The organism is Nocardia sp. TBRC8007 (assembly GCF_056629435.1).
This window is the reverse complement of sequence record NZ_JBWSOR010000018.1, coordinates 21,445-43,528: the sequence shown is the minus strand read 5'-3', so window position 1 is coordinate 43,528 and position 22,084 is coordinate 21,445. Positions and strand designations below refer to the sequence as shown.

The 22,084-nt window shown below is 64.1% G+C and carries 12 protein-coding genes (1 of these 12 cut by a window edge); 8 read left to right on the top strand and 4 right to left on the bottom strand.

Annotation, left to right across the window (positions count from 1 at the left end):
* The first annotated feature begins 55 nt into the window (after positions 1-55).
* The 6 genes from ACX4ZE_RS15145 (at position 56) to ACX4ZE_RS15120 (ending at position 4,296) form a co-directional block, all read left to right on the top strand.
* Positions 56-1,651 (top strand): GMC oxidoreductase, encoded by a 1,596-nt coding sequence (locus tag ACX4ZE_RS15145; RefSeq protein WP_480274066.1) that lies wholly within the window; start codon positions 56-58, stop codon positions 1,649-1,651.
* A gap of 137 nt (positions 1,652-1,788) precedes the next feature.
* Positions 1,789-2,235: a YbaB/EbfC family nucleoid-associated protein gene (locus ACX4ZE_RS15140; RefSeq protein WP_480274065.1), complete on the top strand. Its 447-nt coding sequence runs from the start codon at positions 1,789-1,791 to the stop codon at positions 2,233-2,235.
* Positions 2,232-2,567, top strand: coding sequence for a hypothetical protein (locus tag ACX4ZE_RS15135; RefSeq protein ID WP_480274064.1), 336 nt, complete (start codon positions 2,232-2,234; stop codon positions 2,565-2,567). Before ACX4ZE_RS15140 ends, ACX4ZE_RS15135 begins: the two co-directional genes overlap by 4 nt.
* Positions 2,560-2,883 carry a hypothetical protein gene (locus ACX4ZE_RS15130; RefSeq protein ID WP_480274063.1) on the top strand — a complete coding sequence of 108 codons (324 nt, stop codon included), beginning with the start codon at positions 2,560-2,562 and terminating at the stop codon, positions 2,881-2,883. The genes ACX4ZE_RS15135 and ACX4ZE_RS15130 overlap by 8 nt, the downstream gene beginning before the upstream one ends.
* A gap of 1 nt (position 2,884) precedes the next feature.
* A complete protein-coding gene (locus ACX4ZE_RS15125; RefSeq protein ID WP_480274062.1) occupies positions 2,885-3,649 on the top strand; it encodes a hypothetical protein in 765 nt (254 codons plus the stop codon).
* Positions 3,646-4,296, top strand: coding sequence for a hypothetical protein (locus ACX4ZE_RS15120; RefSeq protein ID WP_480274061.1), 651 nt, complete (start codon positions 3,646-3,648; stop codon positions 4,294-4,296). Before ACX4ZE_RS15125 ends, ACX4ZE_RS15120 begins: the two co-directional genes overlap by 4 nt.
* A gap of 92 nt (positions 4,297-4,388) precedes the next feature.
* Here the strand turns inward: ACX4ZE_RS15120 and ACX4ZE_RS15115 are convergent, their stop codons facing one another.
* Together ACX4ZE_RS15115 and ACX4ZE_RS15110 are read right to left on the bottom strand one after the other, a co-directional pair.
* On the bottom strand, positions 4,389-5,237 hold the full coding sequence (locus tag ACX4ZE_RS15115; protein WP_480274060.1) for an alpha/beta fold hydrolase: 849 nt from the start codon (positions 5,235-5,237) through the stop codon (positions 4,389-4,391).
* Between the two features lie 253 nt (positions 5,238-5,490).
* Positions 5,491-6,330, bottom strand: coding sequence for a hypothetical protein (locus tag ACX4ZE_RS15110; RefSeq protein ID WP_480274059.1), 840 nt, complete (start codon positions 6,328-6,330; stop codon positions 5,491-5,493).
* A gap of 135 nt (positions 6,331-6,465) precedes the next feature.
* Between ACX4ZE_RS15110 and ACX4ZE_RS15105 the strand changes: the two genes are divergently transcribed.
* Positions 6,466-7,377, top strand: coding sequence for a helix-turn-helix domain-containing protein (locus ACX4ZE_RS15105; RefSeq protein ID WP_480274058.1), 912 nt, complete (start codon positions 6,466-6,468; stop codon positions 7,375-7,377).
* 573 nt (positions 7,378-7,950) lie between these two features.
* Positions 7,951-9,228 carry an IPT/TIG domain-containing protein gene (locus ACX4ZE_RS15100; protein ID WP_480274057.1) on the top strand — a complete coding sequence of 426 codons (1,278 nt, stop codon included), beginning with the start codon at positions 7,951-7,953 and terminating at the stop codon, positions 9,226-9,228.
* 345 nt (positions 9,229-9,573) lie between these two features.
* Here the strand turns inward: ACX4ZE_RS15100 and ACX4ZE_RS15095 are convergent, their stop codons facing one another.
* Together ACX4ZE_RS15095 and ACX4ZE_RS15090 are read right to left on the bottom strand one after the other, a co-directional pair.
* Positions 9,574-9,792 (bottom strand): MbtH family protein, encoded by a 219-nt coding sequence (locus tag ACX4ZE_RS15095; protein ID WP_480274056.1) that lies wholly within the window; start codon positions 9,790-9,792, stop codon positions 9,574-9,576.
* Between the two features lie 40 nt (positions 9,793-9,832).
* On the bottom strand, positions 9,833-22,084 hold the end of the coding sequence (locus ACX4ZE_RS15090) for a non-ribosomal peptide synthase/polyketide synthase (protein ID WP_480274055.1). The gene runs 13,146 nt beyond the window's last position; only the last 12,252 of its 25,398 coding nucleotides appear in the window; its start codon lies off the right edge, out of view — the gene reads right to left on this strand; its stop codon occupies positions 9,833-9,835.

Sequence of the window (22,084 nt, the reverse complement as noted above, 5' to 3'; positions counted from 1 at the left end):
GGTTCTGAGTATGCACAACCGACATCCCTCGGCAAACACCGCCGTTCGACGGGGAATGACACGGCGCAAATTTCTGGCGAGTACCGCTATAGCGGGAGGCGCGCTTGCGCTCGGCCCGGCAATGTGGACCGCGAAAGCAATGGCCGCGAATATCGGCGACGGCGATCATGTGCCGATCTTGATTATCGGCAGTGGTTATGGCGGCTCGGTCGCCGCGCTACGGCTGTGCCAGGCGGGCAAACAGGTAGCGATGGTCGAGATGGGACAGAGCTGGACCACGGCCGGATCGGACGGAAAAGTCTTCTGCACCATGCTGAAGCCGGATCAACGATCGTATTGGTTCCGGAACAGGACCGATCAACCGGTGAGCCACTTTCTCGGGTTCGACGCCAACAAGTCCATCAGCCCACGTAGCGCAGGCGTGCTCGACTCGGAAGAATTCTCGGCAACGCGGATATATCAAGGCCGCGGTGTCGGCGGCGGCTCACTGGTCAACGGCGGCATGGCGCCACTGCCGAAACGGAACTACTTCCAACAAATCCTACCTTCGGTCGACGCCACCACGATGTACTCCACCTATTTCCCCAGAGCGCAGGCCGCGCTCGGCGTCAACAACGTCGACGAGAACTGGTTCGACTCCGCGAAGTGCTACAAATACGCCAGGGCCAGTCGTAAGACCGCCGAAAAGGCAGGCTACGCGACCACGTTCGTGCCCAATGTCTACGACTTCGATTACATGCGGCGCGAGCAGGCGAAAGAGGTCCCCCGATCGGCGCTGAACGGGGAGGTGATCTACGGCAACAACTATGGCAAGCGCTCTCTGGACAAGACCTACCTCGCTGCGGCCGCGGCGACCGGCAGGCTGAGCATCTCACCATTGCACGAGGTCACCAGTGTGACACCGGCCGCGAACGGCTACACAGTGGCCATCACCCAAAGCGACGTCCTCGGCAATACCCTGGCGACCAAAACCGTGGTCGCCGATAAAGTGATCTTCGCGGCGGGCAGCGTCGGCACCAGCAAGCTGCTGGTCACGATGAAGGCGCAGGGTGAACTGCCGAATCTGGCCGGTACGGTCGGCACCGGCTGGGGCAATAACGGCAACGTGATGGTAGCCAGGGCCGGTTGGCATCTCACCGGCGCATTACAGTCGACGATTCCGTGCATGGGCATCGACAATTGGGCCGATCCCCAAGGGCCGGTATTCGCCGAAATCGCACCGTTCCCTACCGGTACCGAGAACGGCGTCAACCTCTATCTGGCAATCACCGACAACCCCAACCGCGCCGAGTTCACCTATAACTCGTCCACCGGAAAGGTGGATCTCTCTTGGCAATCGTCCTACACCCAGCCATCGATCAAAGCGGCCAAACGGGTCTTCGACGCCATCAATTCCAAAGCAGGCACGATCTACCGCACCGATCTATTCGGTGTCTACAAGATCTGGGGCGATGACTTCGTATATCACCCCTTGGGCGGATGCGTGCTCGGACAGGCCACCGATGATTACGGAAGGCTGCACGGATACTCCGGCCTCTACGTTATGGACGGTTCCTTGATTCCGGGAAATATCGGTGTCAATCCCCTCCTGGCAATCGCGGCCCTCGCCGAACGCAATATCGAACAGATCATCGCGACCGACTTGGCGTGAGGACGACCGGGCAGGCGACGGCGGTGCGATCGACGGATCACCGTCGCCACCCGGAACACTGCGCCTTCTCATATTCTGGCAGCCGGGAATTCGCAGCTCTCCGCGTTTCGGGTTGACATCCGCCTCGAGCGAAGACGATGATCGCTGACGCGAATCGACTACCTCCGGGGGGCTCCATGGACTATGCGCGCGAAGAGTTGCGCCGTCTGCAGGCGCAGAGCGAAGAGCAGCTCGCGGTGGCGCTGTGCCGTACGACGAAAATCGAAAATGACAGCGGAGAACTGTCCTTCACGGCCACGTCGAACGATGGTGCGGTCACGGCGTGGGTCTCCGGCACCGGCACCGTGACCGATATCGCTCTGGCGCAAGGGTTCGGTGACCGGAATCGGCCGGCGTGGGCGCTCGCAGACGATCTCGACAAGGTATGCGACTCGATTGTGCAAGCGGTGGATCGCGCGCGTTCGAAGGCCTCGGAGGAAATGACCAGGCGCTTCGCCCAAGCCTTTCCCGAAGCGTACGAACTGTTGGACGACCTGCGTGGCCCCGGCAGTGCGACGAGTCCGTCCGGAAGGAGGATGGCGTGACCGACTTCGATCGGCTATATCACCTTGTCCAGGAGATGAATCGCGACTGGGACGAGTTGATCACCGATATCCGGTCGGGAACACGCACCGCGCGACGAATCGCGCAGCGGCATCGGGTGCCGGTAACCGACCACTACACCGGTATCGAGTATGGAACTGTCACCGTAGACGGGACCGGCGCTCTCCGCTCGATTCAGCTCGAGGCCTATGAGGTATCCGAGTCGAACGAGAACGACGTACTGACCGCCCTGATCGCAGCGCTGAACTCCACAGCAGCGCAACCTAGAGCAGTACGTGGTTCAGATGTGAACAGGGGAAAAGACTTTGGCTGATACAGATTTTCGCGTGTGTCCGGCGGCATTGAAATTACAGGCGGTGGAGGTTAAACAGGCAGCCGAGCACTGGAATGAAGCAAAAAAGGCTATCTCGGACGCTCCCATGGATGGTGATGCACTCGGATACTTCGGCACAGATATCGTGACAAAATTCAACACTGCATCGGATACCCTGGTCGGGAAACTGATCTCTGGCTCGAATTCTATTGCCTCAGCGGCCTCGGGAATGGAAACGTGTGCAACTCACTTCGAAAGTGTCGACACCGAGTACTATCGTAAATTCGGCTTCATCGACGCACAATTAGGCTACTGACGTGGGATCGAAGACGCGACAAGGCTACGCGATTCCGTCAGACAAGAATCCCTTCGGCTTGGCGACCGAACTCACCTTTCCCTACAATCAAGCGGCCACGCTCGTCACCACCGCTGAGAAAGTCGGCAACACAGCCGTCCGAGAGCAGGTCGAGCTGATCCGCAAGATGCTCGGAAACCCGAACCTGGTTTCCACTGTCCTCGCGGCATGGCAGAAGGCAGTGTCGGAATTGACGCAGTCGATCGACGGAAGCGACGACGGGAACGGGCTGACAACCGCACGGGCATCCGTGAACGCACGATGGAATGGCAGTGCGAAGGACGCCGCTGTCGAATATCTCGACAACCTTCTGACGATGACACCAGAACAGAGAGCGGTCATCAAAGAGATCGCCGACGAGATCAATAAATTCAGCGCATTGGTGACCCAGAACTACGCGACCGCTATTGGTCACATCACGAAGTACGCGGCCATCGTTGCCGAACTCGCAGGCGGCCTGCTCGAGGAAATCATGGAAACGCTGACACTGGATGGCGGGAGCATAGCGTCGAGCATCCTCCAGGCGCTGGGACAGTTCATGGAAGAGACCGGAAACGTCCTGGATTCGATAATCACGTACCAGAACAACCTGGCAGGAACCATGGACGCGATCATCACCAGGGCCGGAGAGGTCGCGGTACCCGCCGCGATCGCTACCGACGCCTTGGACGTCACCGGCTGGCAACCTCGCAACCCTACTGGACCGAGCTGGGGAACCCCGTCGTGAACATAAAAATTCGGTACATTCGGGAACCCTGCAAGAGTATTTTCAAGCCTATCGGCATATCGGTGACAGTAGCTGTCGCGACGGTGCTCGTCGGCTGCTCCACGACGGTCGACCAGCAACCTCAGGAACTGATCTATCGCGCAGTGCCGAAAGATTGCCAGCCAATTCGCGAGCAGATCGTAGTGCCTACTCGAGAATTCCTTGCAGATATCTTGAATCCGGACCTTCCAGGAAATCTCGACGAAGAGAAGAATATACAGGATATCGAGGTCAACCAGCTCGAATGCACAGTGTATCGCATTCGCTACTCGGCTGGAGACCCAGCTCTTCTGGAACGACATGTAGCTGTAGAATTTACCCTTGCGACAAAGGCTTTCTATCGGCCTCCTAAAGCGGTGCCGGTACCGCTACTCGGCGATAGCGCCCACCAGGAAACAGCCGCACAACTCGGCACGAACGGGGCGTTCTCACGGGTGATCTTCCGCGTGCGGAACCTCGAGGTCAAGGTCACCGCGAGTGGAGAGGATCTGGGTCCCGCCACGCCGGATGTGTTCGAAACGGCGAAAACCGCTGCGTTGAGTATTGCGACACAGCTGGAGAACCATATCGACGACATCATGCCCTGGCCCGAATTGCCGATGAAATAGTCACCCGCTGAGAGCGGATCGACCGAGACCGAGGCTTTGCACCCTGTAGCACAGCCGATACGGCGCGCGCGAACAACGGCGATGTGGGGCTGCTATCCGGGCACGCGGTCGAGAAAGTTGTCGAGGATCGTGGCGAAGTGATGGGGTGATTCATAGAAGGCGAAGTGGGCACCGCCTTCGCTTTCCGCGATGACATGCAGTTCGGCACCGGGGATGCGCGATGCGAGCCAGGTTTGTGAGCCGGAGGCGATATTGCCGACCTCGGCGCTGATGACCAAGGTGGGTGTGGTGATCCGAGGCAGAAAGTCACGCCAGTCCTGCATGAGGTGTTCGATGAGCAGACGGGCGCCCCACGGCATGGGTAACAGCAGGTTCTGCTGGTAGAGCCATTCGAAATCATCGGGGGAAATATGATCGGTGAGCATGTCGGCGAGAAACTCACGGCGGGTGCGCGGCGCGGTATCGGTGAGCAGGGAAGCGGCGAACGCGCCCGCACCGGGGAAGTCGAAGAGGACGCCTGCCTGTTCGGCTTCGGCCGGCCGCAGCCAGGGTTGAGCGACGCAGGCTGCGGGCTGGTCGACGAGGATCAGGCTGCGCGCCCGATCGGGGCCGAACAGTTCCAGATAGGACCAGAGCACCGAGGCGCCCATGGAATGCCCGAACAGATCGGCGCGGTCGATACCGAGGTGATGCAGCAGATGATCGAGGTCTGCCGCGAGCGCGCTGATCCTGGCGCCGTTGTCGGTGCGGCCGGATCGGCCGTGGTTACGCATGTCGTAGCTGATGATCCGGCGGCCGGGGCGTAGCTGCTCGATCAACCGATCGAAGACGGCTCGAGATTGAGACCAGCCGTGCAGGAGCACCAAAGGAATGCCATGTCCTCCGGTATCGCGGTAAGCCAGCTCACAACCGTCCTTGGTGGGCACGGTGTTGTGTGACATTCTGACCCCTTCTCGAGCTCGGAGTGGATTCGGACTCAGTGGAGATTGTCTGAGGCTATGCCCACCGGAGCGGTGTATCAGCGCCACTCCGGTGCATGTCGCGCGTGTCGTAGCCGAGTGCACGGCAGTCACCGCGCGATCGGGCACAGCTCGGCCGGACCCATGTTCACGACGTGATAAAGGTCGCCTGCGTTGCCGGTGCCGCAATCCGATGGACGCGGTGGCCATAGCAGCACAGGCAACCAGCTTCGTACTACGCGGTGGCCTGACCGGAGTCCGGCAGCCCGGTCGCCGCGACCCTGGTATAGCGCCAATCCTCTAACAGGAGTTTGCCGCCCAGGTACCCGAAGACGATCGGGAAGACCACGTACTGGTATTGCGTCCATACCAACGCAAGGAGGGTGTCGGCAACGCCGCCGGGCAAGTTCTCGAAACCGTTGAACACCTCGCTGAACGAGAAGATGAAGGTAGCCGCGACCGGTATTCCGGCGCCGAGCACCGGAATCAGATAGCGCAGCGGAGAGCGTTTCTTGTTCAGACGCCAGAAGATCAGGGACTCGGCGAGATTGAGGAAAGCGAAGATCTCCAGCGCGAAGAAAGTCGAATTGTGGTTGACTGTCCTGAGGTCGACCGAGCCGAACGAGGCGAGGTCCCACCAGTACATGTGCAAGACGTTTTCCCGCATCCATTCGGTCTGCGCGACGATGTCGTTCAGCGTGTGCAGATCGTGGAAAACGATGGGGGAGAAGACCACCCACGGAATCTCCCAAAGCAGATTCGTCAGCACATAGGAGAGCATCCATAAAACCAGGCATTCGTGCAACAGCGCCCGCCGTGGCCGCCGCTTGGCTCCCGGTAGCAACAACGGGATGAACCACCCATTGAGCCAAATGCTGGTGCCGTAGAGCGAAGCTTTGGTGCTTGTGGTGAAGTCGAGGACTCCCACATAGAAGAGCATCGCGAAAACTGCGGTCGCGCCCCAGAAGATCGCAGTCCATATGCCGAAGGCTCGCCAGGTCAACGCCGACACCCGACGCTGTTCGGCGACGGCGGGCGCGGTTGTGCCCTGGCCGGACCTGGTCAGTGTGATCATGTGTAGCTCGCAATCATCTCGACAGTCATGCGATCCCAAGCAGTCAGTGCCGGTCGCGCACCGCCATTGCCTCACTCATCAGCGTCTCCACCGACCGCTTGTTAATGTCGAAATATCGACATAAAGTTCGATAATATGACAAATAAGGTAGCCCCGGCCCCGCCCCCGAGTCAAGGCTCGTCAGCGCCCACCGAGCGGGTGATCGCGGTGCTGGAACTGCTCGGTCGCGAGCCGGCCAAACAGTTCTCTCTGGCCGAGATCTGCCGCAGCCTGGACATCAGCCGGGCCACGGGGCACGCTATCCTGACCACACTGGCTACCCGCGAGTGGGTGATCAGAGATCCTGCGACAGCCCGCTATACCTGGGGGCCTGCCATGACCAGACTGGCCAGGCCGGATAGCGCCCAGCTGCATCGGGCCGATCTGCGGCAACTGGCCACCGCCACCAACACTCAGGTTTCGCTGGCTCGTCGGGAGGGCGCGACCCTGGTAGTCATCGATACCGTCGGCGAATGCCCACGCGGGCCGAGGATCAAGCGTGGTATGCGCACCCCGTTCGTAGCCCCGATCGGACGCGACTACATCGCTTGGTCGAGCGCTGATGCACAGCACGAGTGGCTGCAGGCAATCGGAACACCTAGCCACAGGTTCCAGCAGCGCATGGCAGCCGTGCTCACCGAGATCCGCCACCGCGGCTTCATCGTGGAACGGCTCACCCCCCAGTATGTGCGTGTCTACACCGCACTACGCGCGCTCAGCGCCGACGGCGAGGTCGATGAGATCACCACACAACTTGCCCGCGCCTACGCCGAGCTCTCCGTTATCGACGTCCTGGAAGACGAATTGGCTGACGGCTCGGCCTACAGCATCGCCACGATATCCGCACCGATCCACAATCCCGATGCCACAGTGCCCATGGCGGTGATGGCCACTGTCTTCGCCACCCTAGACGGTCCCGCCATCCGCGCACTGGGCGAGCAGGTGCGCCGCACCGCGCAGAACATCGAACAACGTATCGCGCGCTACGGCGAAGCCGCCTTGCCATGAATACAGAACCGCCAGGCTAACGCGTTCCGCCCCGGTCGGTGGGTCGAACTGACCGGGACTGTCCTGACCGAAATCCTCACCGAGATCGGATGGCGTAGCACTGCCCGTCACTACTCGAGCCGGACTCCGGGACTCATTGCTCACGGTCGGTTTCCGGCGAGCCGATGGGTTCGTACAGCCTCGAGTACGTGCCCCGGCAGCAGTCGGATGCAGATCCGGCGCAGATGCCGAATCGAGTTCATCCGATCCGCATCAGCGATGTCAATCCTTTTGCGCATCATACTCTTTCAATCCTCGACGATATGTCACACCGGCGGTATGCACAGAACTGCCCTGTAGTCGAATATCCCGAATGTCGCATCCGTGCCCCGATACCCACTGCCGGGCAACCACTGTTACCTCCCGAAACCAGCTGGTCGTAGATCCGAGGCCATGAACCGGGATTGTTGCGAAACTGCCACCATAGTTTCATTGCGAAACTGCCACCGCCAGTGAGTTACTGAATACAGAGGAGATGCAATAACCTCGAAAAGCTTTGCATAACAACGATTTTAATTCTTTAGGAGGCCCCCGATGGCGCCTGTGCTCACCTCGCTCAACCCCAGCTCCGGCCCCACTTCCGGTGGCAACACCGTACAGATCCTCGGCAGCGGATTCGCCGGAGCCGGACCGCTGGCCGTACGGTTCGGGGCGACAGCGACCACCTTCACCATCATCTCCGACACCCAGATCAACGCCATCGCCCCACCAGGCACCGGCACCGTCGAGGTCACCGTCGCCGCCCTGCTCAACGGCACCAGCAATCCGTTGCCCTACACCTACAACGGCGCAGGCCTACTGTTCTTCACCGATGGCGTCGCACTTTCCGGCAACGTGTATTCGGTACCGCAGACCGGGGGCACACCGACCCCGCTGGCGACCGGACTGAGCGTTCCCGCAGGTCTCGTCCGGGTCGGCAACCTCCTCTACATCTGCGAGGTCGGGGCCGCTCGGGTGTCGACGGTACCGACAACCGGTGGCACACCGACCCCGCTGGTGACCGGACTAGCGTCCCCTACGGATATCACCGTCTCCGGCAGTACCCTGTTCATCACCAATCAGGGCACCAACCAGGTGGTATCGGCGCCGATCACCGGCACCGCCACCCCTACCGTGGTCGCCACCAACCCCACCGGCATCATATTCGGCATCACCGACGGGATATCGACCCAATCGGGGCTCGCCCCGATCGCGGCGGCGCTGCTGGCACCACCCGTGCTCACCGCGCTCAACCCGATCTCCGGTCCCGAATCCGGCGGCAACACAGTGGAAATCTTCGGCAGCGGATTCACCGGCCCCTTGACCGTACGGTTCGGGGCGACAGCGACCACCTTCACCATCATCTCCGACACCCAGATCAACGCCATCGCCCCACCAGGCACCGGTACCGTCGGGGTCACCGTCACCTCCCTGGACGGCACCAGCAACGCACTGCCCTACACCTACGGCGGCCTGCTGTTCTTCACCGATGTCATCAACCCCGGCAATGTGTATTCGGTGCCGCAGGCCGGTGGCACACCAGCCCTGCTGGCATCCGGTCTGATCAATGCCGCAGGTCTCATCCGGGTCGGCAATCTCCTCTACCTCTGCGAGAGCGGAGCCACTCAGGTGTCGACGGTACCGGTCACCGGGGGCGCGGCGACTCCTCTGGTGACCGGCCTGCTGGGTCCTGCAGATATCACCGCCTCCGGCAGCACCCTATTCATCACCAACCCTGGCACCAGTCAGGTAGTTTCAGCGCCGATCACCGGCACAGCGACCCCCACCGTGGTCGCCACCAGCCCCACCGGCATACTCGGTATCACGATTTGAGCGCAGGCCCCGAACGCTGGACTGTGTGGCACGGCCGACATCTCCTCGGACCGTCGCCACACAGCTCGGCAGAGCCACAACCGATACAACCGGAAATGGCGTCCCGGTGTAGTCGCGGCGGCGGACACGGCCGCGTAGGGTACCGGCACTCGCCGAACCCGCACCGCCTGTGTCCGCATCCGCGATACGGACCCGGAGCTCGACAGTGCGAGAGGGCAAAGGTCGCGAAGGTCGACAGGCACTTGATGGGCCTGCTTGTACCGCAACGCCGTTCCTCCATGCGAAATCCCCGTCGGCACTGCGAGTCGGTACAGCACGAAAGTCGCACGCATTGGACGCAGACGATCAGTTCACCTTGTCCGGCACTGCATCAACGAGCGACTTCGAGCGCATGTCCACCCAATGACTCTGTACATACCGCAGACACGACGTGCGGTCAGCGGCTCCGTGGGCGATAGTCCAACCGCCGGGAACGGCGGCGAAGACCGGCCACAGCGAATGTTCTCCCTCTTCGTTGATCAGAACATAGAACTGGGCGTCATTGTCATCGAACGGGTTGTTCATTCGAGTTCCTCATTCCTGGTCGAGTCAGAGTTGGGGGAATCTAGGACTGGTCGGCATCGGCCAATGCCTCGGCGAGGACGTGACCGATCCTGGCCAGCGCGTCCTGCGAGGTCATCCGCCAGTGCGAGGCATGTACCGCATGGTTGTGCACGGTGCCGTCCACCGCGTCTGCCCAGCTCACCGCGCCGGTGGCGCCGGTCGGGTCGTCGAGCGCGGCAGTGAAATACACGAGATTGCCCTTGTACGGGCGCGGACGGTACCGCGTGATCAACTCCAGCGACCCGGCTCCCGCGGCCAAGACCCGATCAAGGCGTTCGGCGCCGAACGAGGCGAACGGCTCCGGCAGCGCCGCGATCCGGCGCGCGAGCTGGGACAAATCCAGCTCGGCGTCATCGTCGTCGGCCGCTTCGCCGAGCAATCCGCCGAGCAGATCGGCGACCGGCGCTGCCACATCCTGGGCCACGGCGACACGAAGCGGGCTGTCCATCATGGCCAGCACCGCCACCCGCTGTCCCTGCTCCTGCAGTTGCACGGCTACAGCGTGAGCGAGCACACCGCCGAGCGACCATCCCAGCAGGTGGTACGGGCCCTCCGGTTGCACAGCACGAATCTCCTGGACATACCGGCGTGCCCAGGCCTCGATGGAATCGGGCAAGGCCATCTCGGCACTCAACACCGGCGACTGGATGCCGTACACATCCCGATCGGGGTCGAGATGGGCGGCGAGGCCCGCGAACGACCAGGCCACGCCACCGGCAGGATGGATGCAGAACAACGGCTCACGCGCACCGCCGGTACGCAGGGGCAGCACCACATCGAACGCGGCGGCCGCATCGACCCGGCCACGGCCGGACCGGTGTTGCTCCAGGTGAGCGAGCAGGCGGGCCGGTGTCGGCGCGGTGAACAACCAGAGCACCGGGATCTGTTCGCCGAGTGCGGTACTCAGTCCGTTTGCCAGCCGGGTGGCCAGCAACGAATTGCCGCCGCGTTCGAAGAAGTTGTCATCCAGGCCGATCCGTTCAGCGCTGAGCGCCTCGGCAAAGACCGCGCACACTTGATGTTCCAGCTCGGTATCGGGAGCGCGGAATTCTGTCACGCCAAGATCTGGTCGCGGCAGCGCGGCCCGATCAACCTTGCCATTCGCGGTGAGCGGCAACGATTCCAGCTGCCGCAGTATCGCGGGAACCATATAGCTCGGCAGGGTATCCGCCAATGCGGCACGCAGTTCGCCCGGATCGAGCCGCTGCGTCGCGGTGAAATAGCCCGCCAGTACCGCATTGTCGCCGCCGGTGCCGTACGCGATGACGATTGCCTCGGCCACCTCGGGACGTGCGCGCAACGCGTGCTCGATCTCGGCGAGTTCGATGCGGTAGCCGCGCACCTTCACCTGGAAATCGCGCCGCTCGACGTACTCGAGGTTGCCATCGATACCCCAGCGCACCATATCGCCGGTCCGGTACAAGCGCGTGCCAGAGACGTCGAACGGATTCGCGACGAACCGCTCCGCGGTCAGTTCGGCCTTGTCATGATAGCCGCGGGCCAGCTGCGCACCGCCCAGGTACAGCTCACCGGTCACCCCTGTGGGAACGGGGTGCAGCCGGTCGTCGAGCACGTAGACCTGATTACCGGATTCTGGTGTGCCGATCGGCGTCACCGCATGCTTACTGTTCGCACTGGTCCGGAACCGGGTCACCGACACCGCGGCCTCGGTCGGCCCATAGAGGTTGTCGATTCGGGCCGAGGTGAGCGCCTCGATCCGCCGCACCGTCACAGCGGGCAGCGCCTCACCGATGACCAGCATTCGGCGCAGCGACGCGGGCAGCGGTTGTGCGCCGGAAGCTTCGGCCAGCATCGCCAGCAGTGACGGCACCAGAGTCAGCGTGGTCACCGCTGCTCGGCGCACCAGATCGAGCAGCCCAGCGGGATCGCGCTGCGCGTCCTGGGGAGCGAGCACGATCCTGGCTCCGGTGCGCGGCGCCCACCAATACTCCCACACCGACAAGTCGAAGGCAGCGGAGGTGATCAGCGCGATCGCGTCCTCGGAGCCGAGCGCGTATTCCGCTTGCATCCAGTCCAGCTGATGCGCGATCGCGGCATGCGGCACCGCCACGCCCTTCGGAGTGCCGGTCGATCCGGAGGTGAAGATGATGTATGCGACATTCGCCTGCGACAGCGGCGCGATCCGCTCCTCGTCTCGTATCGGACGGTCGGCACCGGTGTCATCTACCGTCGAGATATCCAGCACCACGCCGTATTCCATTATCGTCGCGGGCGACATCCGTGCCCGCGCCGAGGTGAGCACCAGGTGCGGGTTCGCGGCGGCCAACACCCGCGCGGTGCGCTCCGGTGGATGCGCCGGGTCCAGCGGCACGTAGGCACCGCCTGCCGTCACTACCGCGTACATCGCGACAAGCAAATCGACACTACGGCCGATAGCCAGCGCTACCCGCGTCTCCGGGCCGATACCGCGCCCGATGAGTACCCGAGCCAGGCGATTGACTCGCGCGCCGAACTCCCGGTAGGTCACCATCCGGGTGCCGTCGACAATCACGATGGCCTCTGGTGTCCGGGCGACCTGCTTCTCGAAAGCCGACAACAGTGTGGCCGGGACGAAGCTGCGCTCGGCTCGGTTCCAGGTGATCAGCATGCGCTCGGTCTCCACCGGATCCAACCAGCTGAGATCACCGACCGGCCGCTCAGGAGCCGCGCAGACTTCGAGCAGCAGCCGCTGCAGGCGAGTGGCGAAGCCCGCGACTGTGGTCTCGTCGAACAGGGCCGTGGCGTAGGTGATCGAGGCGGCCATGCCCGCAGGAGACCCGTCTGGGCCGTAGCGGTCGGTGATGACCAGGTGCAAGTCGAACTGGGAGACCTCGGACTCGAAATCGGCCGCGGTGACGGTCAAACCGTCCAGGGCGAAGTCGGCCTCCGCCTGATTGTGGAAGGAGAAGCCGATCTGGAACAACGGATGCCGCGCGGTGGAGCGCTCCGGATTGAGCACCTCGACCAACCGCTCGAAGGGCACATCGGCATGCGCGAAGGCCGCGACATCGGTGTCGCGGACCTGCCCGAGCAGGTCGGCGAATCCGGCGCCCGCCTCGACCTGCGCACGCAACACCAGGGTATTGACGAACATGCCGACCACCTCGTCGAGTTCGGGTGCCCCACGCCCGGCGACCGGAGTGCCCACCGCGATGTCCCCTGTACCGGACAAGCGGGCGAGTAGCACCGCGAACGCGGCATGCATCACCATGAACAGGGTCGCCCCCGACGCTCGGCCGAGTTCGATCAGCTGGGCTTGAACCGCCGCGTCGATCGTGAAATCGACGTGCCTGCCCCTGGTGGAGGCAATCGCAGGACGGGGGCGATCGGTGGGCACGGTCAGCTGTGCGGGCAGATCCGCCAACGCGGCGTTCCAGAACCGCATCTGGCGCGACAACAGCGAGTCGGGATCGTCCTCCGCGCCGAGCATTTCGCGCTGCCACAGGCTGAAGTCGGTGTACTGCACCGGCAGTGGGGACCAGTCCGGCTCGGTGTGCTGTTTACGCGCGGCGTAAGCGATCATGACATCACGGGCCAGTGGCAGCAGCGACGAGCCGTCCGCGGCGATATGGTGCACGACCACCACGAGCACGTGCTCGGTATCCGTGGTCGCCTTATCGGCGTCGGCGTGATCGTCGACCGGGGCGAACAGCCTGGCGCGCACCGGGATGGTCTCGGTGACATCGAAACCACCACCGACGAAGTCGGCGACCGCCGCGCCGAGGTCATCGACGGGAACGGTGATGGGCACCAGTACCGGTGTATTCGTCGCGGCGGGCAGCACAACCTGCATTGGTCCGGACTCGTGCTGTGGGTACACAGTGCGCAACACATCGTGGCGGGCGACAACGTCCCCGATCGCGGCGTTGAGCGCGGCCACATCCAGCTCGCCGATCAGGCGCACCGCCAGCGGGATGTTGTAGGCGGTGGACTGCCGATCGAGCCGGTTGAGGAACCACATGCGCTGCTGGGCGAGCGAAAGCGGTGCCGGACCGGTGTCAGGCCGCCGGACCAGCGCGGGACGCGAACCTTCCCCAGAAGCGGTCTCCAAGGCCTGGGCCAAGGCGGCGACAGAGGGGTGCTCGAACACCAGACGGACACCGACGCCGACTTCGAGCCGGTCCGCGAGCCGGGCGGATAGCTGGGTCGCGGTCAATGAATTGCCGCCGCGGGCGAAGAAGTCGTCGTCCAAGCTCACCGCACCGTCGAGGCTGAGTACCTCGGCAATGGTCTGCGCCACCACCTGCTCGACCGCGGTGCGCGGCGCACGGAATGGCGCGGCACGCAGCTCGGGCCGCGGCAATGCCTTGCGATCCAACTTGCCGACCGGTGTCAGGGGCAGCTCGTCGAGCACCAACACGCTGCTCGGCAGCATGTACGCCGCGAGCGAGCGGGCGGCATGAGCGAGCAAGGCGGCGATGTCGATCGTCCGACCCGGCGTCGCGACGACATAGGCGACCAGACAGACCACACCCGAGGAATCGGTATGGCCCACGGTGACCGCGACATCCACCGCCTCGTGCGCCGCGAGCACGGCATCGATCTCACCGAGCTCGATGCGCAGTCCCCGCACCTTCACCTGATAATCGGAACGTCCCACGTACCGCATGGCACCGGAACGAGTCCAGCGCACCAGATCGCCGGTCCGGTACAGCCGTCCACCCGCTGAACCGTAGGGATCGGCGACGAAGCGAGAAGCCGAAAGCCCGGCTCGCGCATGGTATCCCCTGGCCAGGCCGGGACCACGCAGGTACAGCTCACCGGTAACGCCGACCGGCACCGGCCGCAGCCTGCTATCCAGCACTACCGCTGACATACCGTGGATCGGCGTGCCCAGCTCGAGTGGGTCCTCCGACCGTAGCGCCGCGCTGATCGTGGTGATGATGGTGGTCTCGGTCGGGCCATAGGTGTTGTAGAACGATCGCCCACTCGCCCAACGCCGCACGGTGTCCTGACCATAGGATTCGCCGCCGACGGTGAGCTGACGCAGACAACCCAGCTCGGCCGGGTCCAGTGTCGACAGCACTGCGGGGGTGAGGAACGCGTGCGTCACCCGCTGATCGCGGATCAGCGCGGTGAGCTCGGCGCCGCCGTAGCTACCCGCGGGCGCGATCACCATCGCCGCGCCCGCCGACAGAGCCAACAGCAGCTCTAGCATGGACGCGTCGAAACTAGGCGAGGCCACGTGCAGGACGCGGGCGGCCGCGGTGACCTGGTACCGATCCCGCTGGGCGCGGGCCACCCCGGCGAGGCCACCATGGGTGGCGAGAACCCCTTTAGGGGTTCCGGTCGAGCCGGAAGTGTAGATCATCCATGCCGGATTGCCCACCCGCACGGGACGGATCAGTTCGGTGGCGCTCAGCCCAGCCGCGCTGTGCCTGCGCATCCGGTCGACGGTGGCAGGTGCATCCAGCACCAGCCAGTCGACCGCGCCGGGCAATGCGGCATGGCAAGCGGTGATCGTCACGCCTAGCGCCGCGCCGGAGTCCGAGAGCATATGCGTAATGCGCTCGGCCGGGTAGGTCGGATCGACCGGAACGAACGCGGCGCCGGTTTTGGCCACTGCCCAGACCGCGAGCATGGAATCGATCGACCGCGGCACCGCCACCGCCACGACATCCTCGGCGCCGAGACCGTATCCGATGAGCATGCGCGCCAGGCGGGACGACTGCGCGTCCAGCTCCAGATAATTCAGCTGCCGCGCATCCTCGATGAGTGCGACCGCACTGGGATCGAAGGCCACCGCCGCGGCCATCATCTCGGCCAGCGTGCTGGGCGGTACCGGCGCGCCGCCCCGGTGGTCGAGCACCTCGGCGCGTTCGGCGGGCGCCAGCATATCGACCGCGGCGATCGGCAGCTCGGGCGCTGCGGTGAGGGAGCCGAGCAGTCTGCCGAAGCGGCGCAGCAAGGCCGCGGCGGTGTCCGCGTCGAACAGATCGGTGGCGTAGTCCAGTTCGACCGCCAGGTGTCCGTCGGCGTCCGGTTCGGCAGCCACGGTGAATTGCAGATCGAACCGGGCCACCGGCTCGTCGAATTCGACCGCAGTGAGCTCGAGTCCGGGCACGGTGACGGCACCTGCGCCGACGTTCAGGTAGCTCAGCGCCACGGTGAACAGCGGATGCCTGGCCTGCGAACGCTCGACACCGAGTTCGTCGACCACCCGGTCGAACGGCACGCTCGCGTGCCCGAACGCGGCGAGGTCGACCGCCTTGGTCTGCTCGAGCAGATCGAGGAAAGAACGGTCCTGATCCGGACGGGTACGCAGTACCACGGTGTTGACGAACATACCGACCAGCTCATCCAATGCCGCCGCACCGCGTCCGGCCACTGGAGTACCGATCGGGATGTCATCGGCGCCCGTCAGCCGGGACAGCAAAACCGTAAGCGCCGCGTGCATCACCATGAACGATGTCGCATCGCACCGCGCCGCGAGTTCGCGCACCTGGAGCGCGACCGGGCTACCGATCCTGGCCCGTACACTCGCGCCGCGTTTGCTCGCGACGGCGGGGCGGGGGCGGTCGGTGGGCAGTTCGAGATCGTCGGGCAGTGCGCGCAGCGTCTCGGTCCAGTACGAGAGCTGCTGTGCGCTAGATGTTTCCAGATCGGCGGTCTGCCACAGGGCATAGTCGGCATACTGTGCCGGGAGCTCGGGCCAGTGCGGGCTGGTATCGAGTGTGCGGGCGAGATAGGCAGCCAGCAGATCCCGCAGCAGCGGGCCCATCGAGTAGCCGTCCGCCGCGATGTGGTGCACGACCGCGACCAGCACATGGCTGGTTCGATGCTCACGCAACAACACCGCACGCATTGGTACCTCGGTGGTGACATCGAAACCCGCACCGAGGAATTCGGCGATCCGGTCATCCAGCGGACTATCGCCGAGCGCTTCGACCGCCAAGCGCACCCCCGTGGCGTCCGAAGGCAGGATCACCTGATGGCCGATTCCGGCCGCGTCGACCGGATATATCGTGCGCAACGTCTCATGCCGTGCGACAACATCGTCGAACGCGGCACGCAGGGTCGCCGCATCGATTTCACCCACGATTCGCAGCGCGACCGGGATGTTGTGCGCGGGCGAGGCCGGGTCGAGCCGGTTGAGGAACCACATGCCGCGTTGCACCGGTGCCAGCGGAATCAGGTCCGGCCGCACCCCGGCGACCAGTGGCACCACCTGCTCGGTCGCGATGGCTTCCTCGGTGAGCATTACGGCCAGCGCGCGTACGGTCGGCGCCTCGAACAGCAACCGCACCGGAACCCGGCGGCCGAGCCGTTCGGCGAGCCGGGACAGCACTCGGGTAGCACTGAGGGAATTGCCGCCCAGCGCGAAGAAATGGTCCTCGGTGCCGACCGGCCCGGTACCGAGGACCGCCTCGAAAGCCTCAGCTACCAGCCGCTCGGCAGGTGTGACGGGGGCACGGTAGATCACCCGATCGAAGACGGGGTCAGGCAATGCCTTCCGGTCCAGCTTGCCAGAAGCGTTGAGCGGGAACTCCGCCAGAGTGACCAGTGCCGAAGGGAGCATGTACGACGGCAGCGTTGCCGCGGCGGAGCGCAGCACCTCGGTATCGGACACCATGCCACCCGGCTGGGCGGTGAGGTAGCCGACCAGGTGATCATCGCCGGTAGCGGTGGCGACCACCCGTGCCGCGGCCTGAGCCACACCGGGCACCGCGGCGAGCGCGGCTTCGATCTCGCCGAGTTCGACGCGCTGGCCGCGGAATTTCACCTGGAAGTCAGTCCGGCCCAGATATACCAGTTCGGCAGTACCGCCATCGCATTCCCAACGCACCAGGTCGCCGGTACGGTACATCCGCTCCCCCGGCGCGCCGAACGGGTTGGCTACGAAGCGGTCCGCGGTCAGATCCGGCCTGCCGTGGTAACCGCGGGCCAGCTGGATGCCCGCGAGATAGAGCTCGCCCGATACTCCGGGTAGCGTCGGGCACAACCGCGAATCCAACACATAGACTCGGCTGTTCCACTCGGGGTTTCCGATCGGCAGGACGGTGCGCTCATGCTCGCCGGTGACATCACGATAGGTGATACTCACCGCCGCCTCGGTCGGCCCGTACAGATTGTGCAACCGGGCGGCACTCACCGCACCGAAGGCACGCACCGCTTCAGCGGGCAGCGCTTCACCGATCACGAATACCATGCGTAATGAGTCGAGCCGAGCCCGCTGACCCGCAGCGGCGACATGCCCGGCGAAGATGTTGAGCATCGAGGGGACGAAATCGGTTACTGTCACCTGTTTTCCGGCGATTACCTCGGTGAGGTAACCAGGATCGCGATGGCCGTCCTGAGCGGCCAGCACCAATGTGGCGCCGATACGCAACGGGAGGAAGTAACCCCACAGCGACACGTCGAAGGTGGTCGCGGTCTTCTGCAGATAAACATCCTCGGCAGTGAGCTGGTATTGCGATAGCATCCAGGTCATCTGATTGACGATCGCGGCGTGCGAAACACTCACACCCTTGGGCTTCCCGGTGGATCCGCTGGTGAAGATCACATAAGCCGGGTGCTGTGGGTGGATCGGCGCGGTGCGCTCTTCGGCCGCGATCGGCTCGGCGGAGTAACTATCCAGCACGACTCGGTCGACCAGGACGGTCGCGAGGGTATCGTCCGCACCGATCTGATCGGTTGTCGTCGTGAGCAGGGCAGCCGGTCGCGCGGAGTCGAGGATGTGCGCGATGCGCCGTGGCGGGTGGTCCGGATCGATCGGTACATACGCGGCACCGGCCTTGAGTACCGCGTACATCGCGACTACCAGCTCTGGCGAACGTCGAATCGACAGCGCGACAAGCGCTTCTGGACCGATTCCCGCTGCGATCAGATGACGGGCCAGCTGGTTGGCGCGCCGGTCCAATTCGCCATAGCTCATGGTGCGTTGGTCCGAGGCGGCCACCGAGTTGTCTGGGATGAACACCAACGCGGGCTCGTCTGGTGTTGTGACAGCCTGCGCCTCGAATTCGTCGAGCAGCATTTCGGCGACAAACGCGGTATGCGTGGAATTGTTCCACTCCACGACTACGCGGTGCATCTCGTCCACACCGAACAGATCGATATCGCCGACCACTTGCTCCGGATCAACAGTGACAGTGGCGAGTAAACGTGCCAAACGGGTACCGAAGGACTCGACCGTGGCGGCATCGAACAGATCGGTTGCGTAGGTGAAATGCAGCACGTCATCGGTGACGGTCAACTGTAGATCGAACGGGGTTGTCGCATAGTCGTGTTCATGTTCGGTGATGGTGATACCCGCCATCTCCGCGGTGATCGGTGCGAGGTTCTGATAGAACAGCGCGATCTGGAACAGCGGGTGCCGCGCTTGGGATCGCGGCGGGTCGAGCGCCTCGACCAATCGCTCGAACGGGACATCGGCGTGTGCGAAGGCATCCAGGTCGCCCATACGCACCCTGCGCAGTACCTCGGCGAAGGTATCAGAGCTGGGCACCTCGGCGCGCAGCACCAAGGTGTTGACGAACATTCCGACCAGATCGTCCAGTGCCGCTTCACCGCGGCCTGCGACCGGCGCACCGATGACGATATCGGACGTACCGGACAGTCGGGCGAGCACCGTAGCCAGCGCGGCGTGTACCACCATGAACGGGGTGGCCGCATAACGTGCGGCCACGTCCGCGATACCTGCGCTGACCTCGTCCGGCAGTGCCATTGTCAGGCTCGCCGCCGCGTGTGAGGCAATCGCGGGACGCGGCCTGTCGGCGGGCAGATCCAGCTGAGCGGGCAAGGAGAGCAGTGTTTCACGCCAGTACCGCAGCTGGCGCGCGGCCAGCGAATCCGGATCAGCCTCTGCGCCCAGCACTTCACGCTGCCAGAGCGCGTAGTCGGCGTACTGCACCGCGAGCTCGGGCCAGACCGGCGCGGCGCCGGTCGCGTGCGCCGCGTACGCGGCGGCAAGGTCGCGGGCCAATGGCCCCATGGAGAAGCCATCGGCCGCGATGTGATGCACCACCAAGGCGAGCAAGTAGTCGCGGTCGGAGCCGGTGACCAAACCGACGCGCAGCGGCGCCTCGGCGGTCAGGTCGAATGGGGTCGCGACGAACTCGGCGACCGCGTCCATCCCGTCCAACCGCTGGATCTCCTGTATCGGGGTGGGCGGGAGAATGCACTGGTAACCGGTGCCGTCGAGATCCGGATACACCGTCCGCAGGGTTTCGTGCCTGCCTACCACAGCGCCGAGGGCGGAGGCGAGCGTGTCCAGGTCGAGGTAACCGGTGAGTCGAACCACTACCGCGATGTTGTACACCGTCTCGGACGGATCGAAGCGATTGAGAAACCATAGTCGCTGCTGCGCGGGCGAGAGCGGAATCCGCTCGGGACGTGGCCGCGCCACCAGTACGGGCTTGCCGCCGGTGCCTGCGAGCCGTTCGGCCCTGGCGGCCAGCGCGGCCACCGTCGGCGCCTCGAAGAGTAGGCGGACCGGAATTTCGGCATTCAGCTCGGCTCCGAGCCGGGCCGCGACCCTGGTCGCGATCAGCGAATTGCCGCCGAGAGCGAAGAAGTCGTCGTCGACACCGACCTGCTCGACACCGAGCAGCTGCGCGATGACCTGCGCGACAGCCGCCTCGGCACGGGTGGCCGGAGCACGATATTCCGCGGTCTCGAATACCGGTGCGGGCAATGCCTTGCGATCCAGCTTGCCGGAAGCATTGACTGGGAACTCCTCCAGCACCACCCACGCCACGGGCACCATATAAGCGGGCAGCTCGGCCCGCACTGCCGCGCGCACATCCTCGATATCGATCGGATGGCCAGGCGGTGCGATCAGATAGGCGACGAGCTGGTCACCCAGCCGCTCGTCCGAACGCACCAGCACCACCGCCTGGGCGATGGAATCCAGCGCTGTGAGCGTCGACTCGATTTCCCCGAGTTCGATGCGCAGGCCGCGCAGCTTTACTTGGAAGTCGGTGCGGCCCAGATATTCCAGCTCACCATCGGGGCGCCATGCCACCAGATCACCAGTGCGGTACATCCGTGCCCCAGCAGGCCCGAACGGGTCGGCCACGAACCGCTCTGCGGTCAACTCCTGCCTCGCCACATACCCTAGAGCCAACTGGATACCCGCCAGATACAACTCGCCAGGCACACCGACCGGCACCAACCGCATCCGAGCGTCCAACACCAACACCCTGGTATTGGCCACCGGTCGCCCGATCGGCACCGACACTACGTCGGCATCGGTCACCTCGTGATAGGTGACATCGACAGCAGCCTCGGTGGGTCCATACAAGTTATGCACCCGCGCGCCGACCAACTCCCGCGCCTGCTGAGCGGCCACTGCGGGCAACGCCTCACCGGAAGCGAAAACATGACGCAGTGTCGCGCACTCCACAGCACGTGCCTCGGCCAAGAACGCCCCGAGCATGGCGGGAACGAAGTGCACCGTGGTGATGCCCTGCTCGCCGATCACCCGCACCAAATAGGCGGGGTCACGATGCCCGTCCGACCGCGCCACCACCAAACGCGCACCGAAAGCCAAAGGCCAGAAGAACTCCCACACTGAAACGTCGAAGGTAGCCGGAGTCTTCTGCAGCACCACATCGTCCGCGGCCAACGCATACATCGACTGCATCCAGCTCAGGCGATTCACGATCGCCGCATGCGAGACCGCCACCCCCTTGGGACGGCCGGTCGACCCCGAGGTGAAGATCACATACGCGGTATGTTCCGGCTCCGGCGTGCCGATCCGGTCGAGCGCGGTCAACGGCTCAGCGGAATACCCGGCCAGATCGAGCCGATCCAGCCGGACTTGCCGCGCCGTATCCGTCTCCAGGTCAAGGCCCGAAGTGAGCACGCACACCGGCCGAACCGTGGTCAGCGCATACTCCAGCCGATCAGCCGGATGATCGGGATCGAGCGGAACATACGCACCACCAGCGAGAGTAACCGCGTAAATGCCGAGCACCAGATCCAATGAACGCCGCATACCCAACGCCACCGGCGTATCGGGGCCGACACCCTGATCGACCAACCAACGCGCCAACCGGTTGACCCGACCAGCGAACTCGCCATACGTCAACGTCACGTAGCTGTGGCCGGGCGACGAGTGAGCCTGCGCCGGCACCTCGAAGGTGATCGCAGGCGCATCCGGTGTCCTGGCCACCTGCGCGGCGAACAGCGAAAGCAGCGTGGCAGCGGAATCCACCAGTGTTGCGGTGTCGTTCCAGCGGTCGAGCACCAATGTACGCTCCGCGTCGTCCAACAACTCGATATCGCCGACACGGACCGACGCATCGAT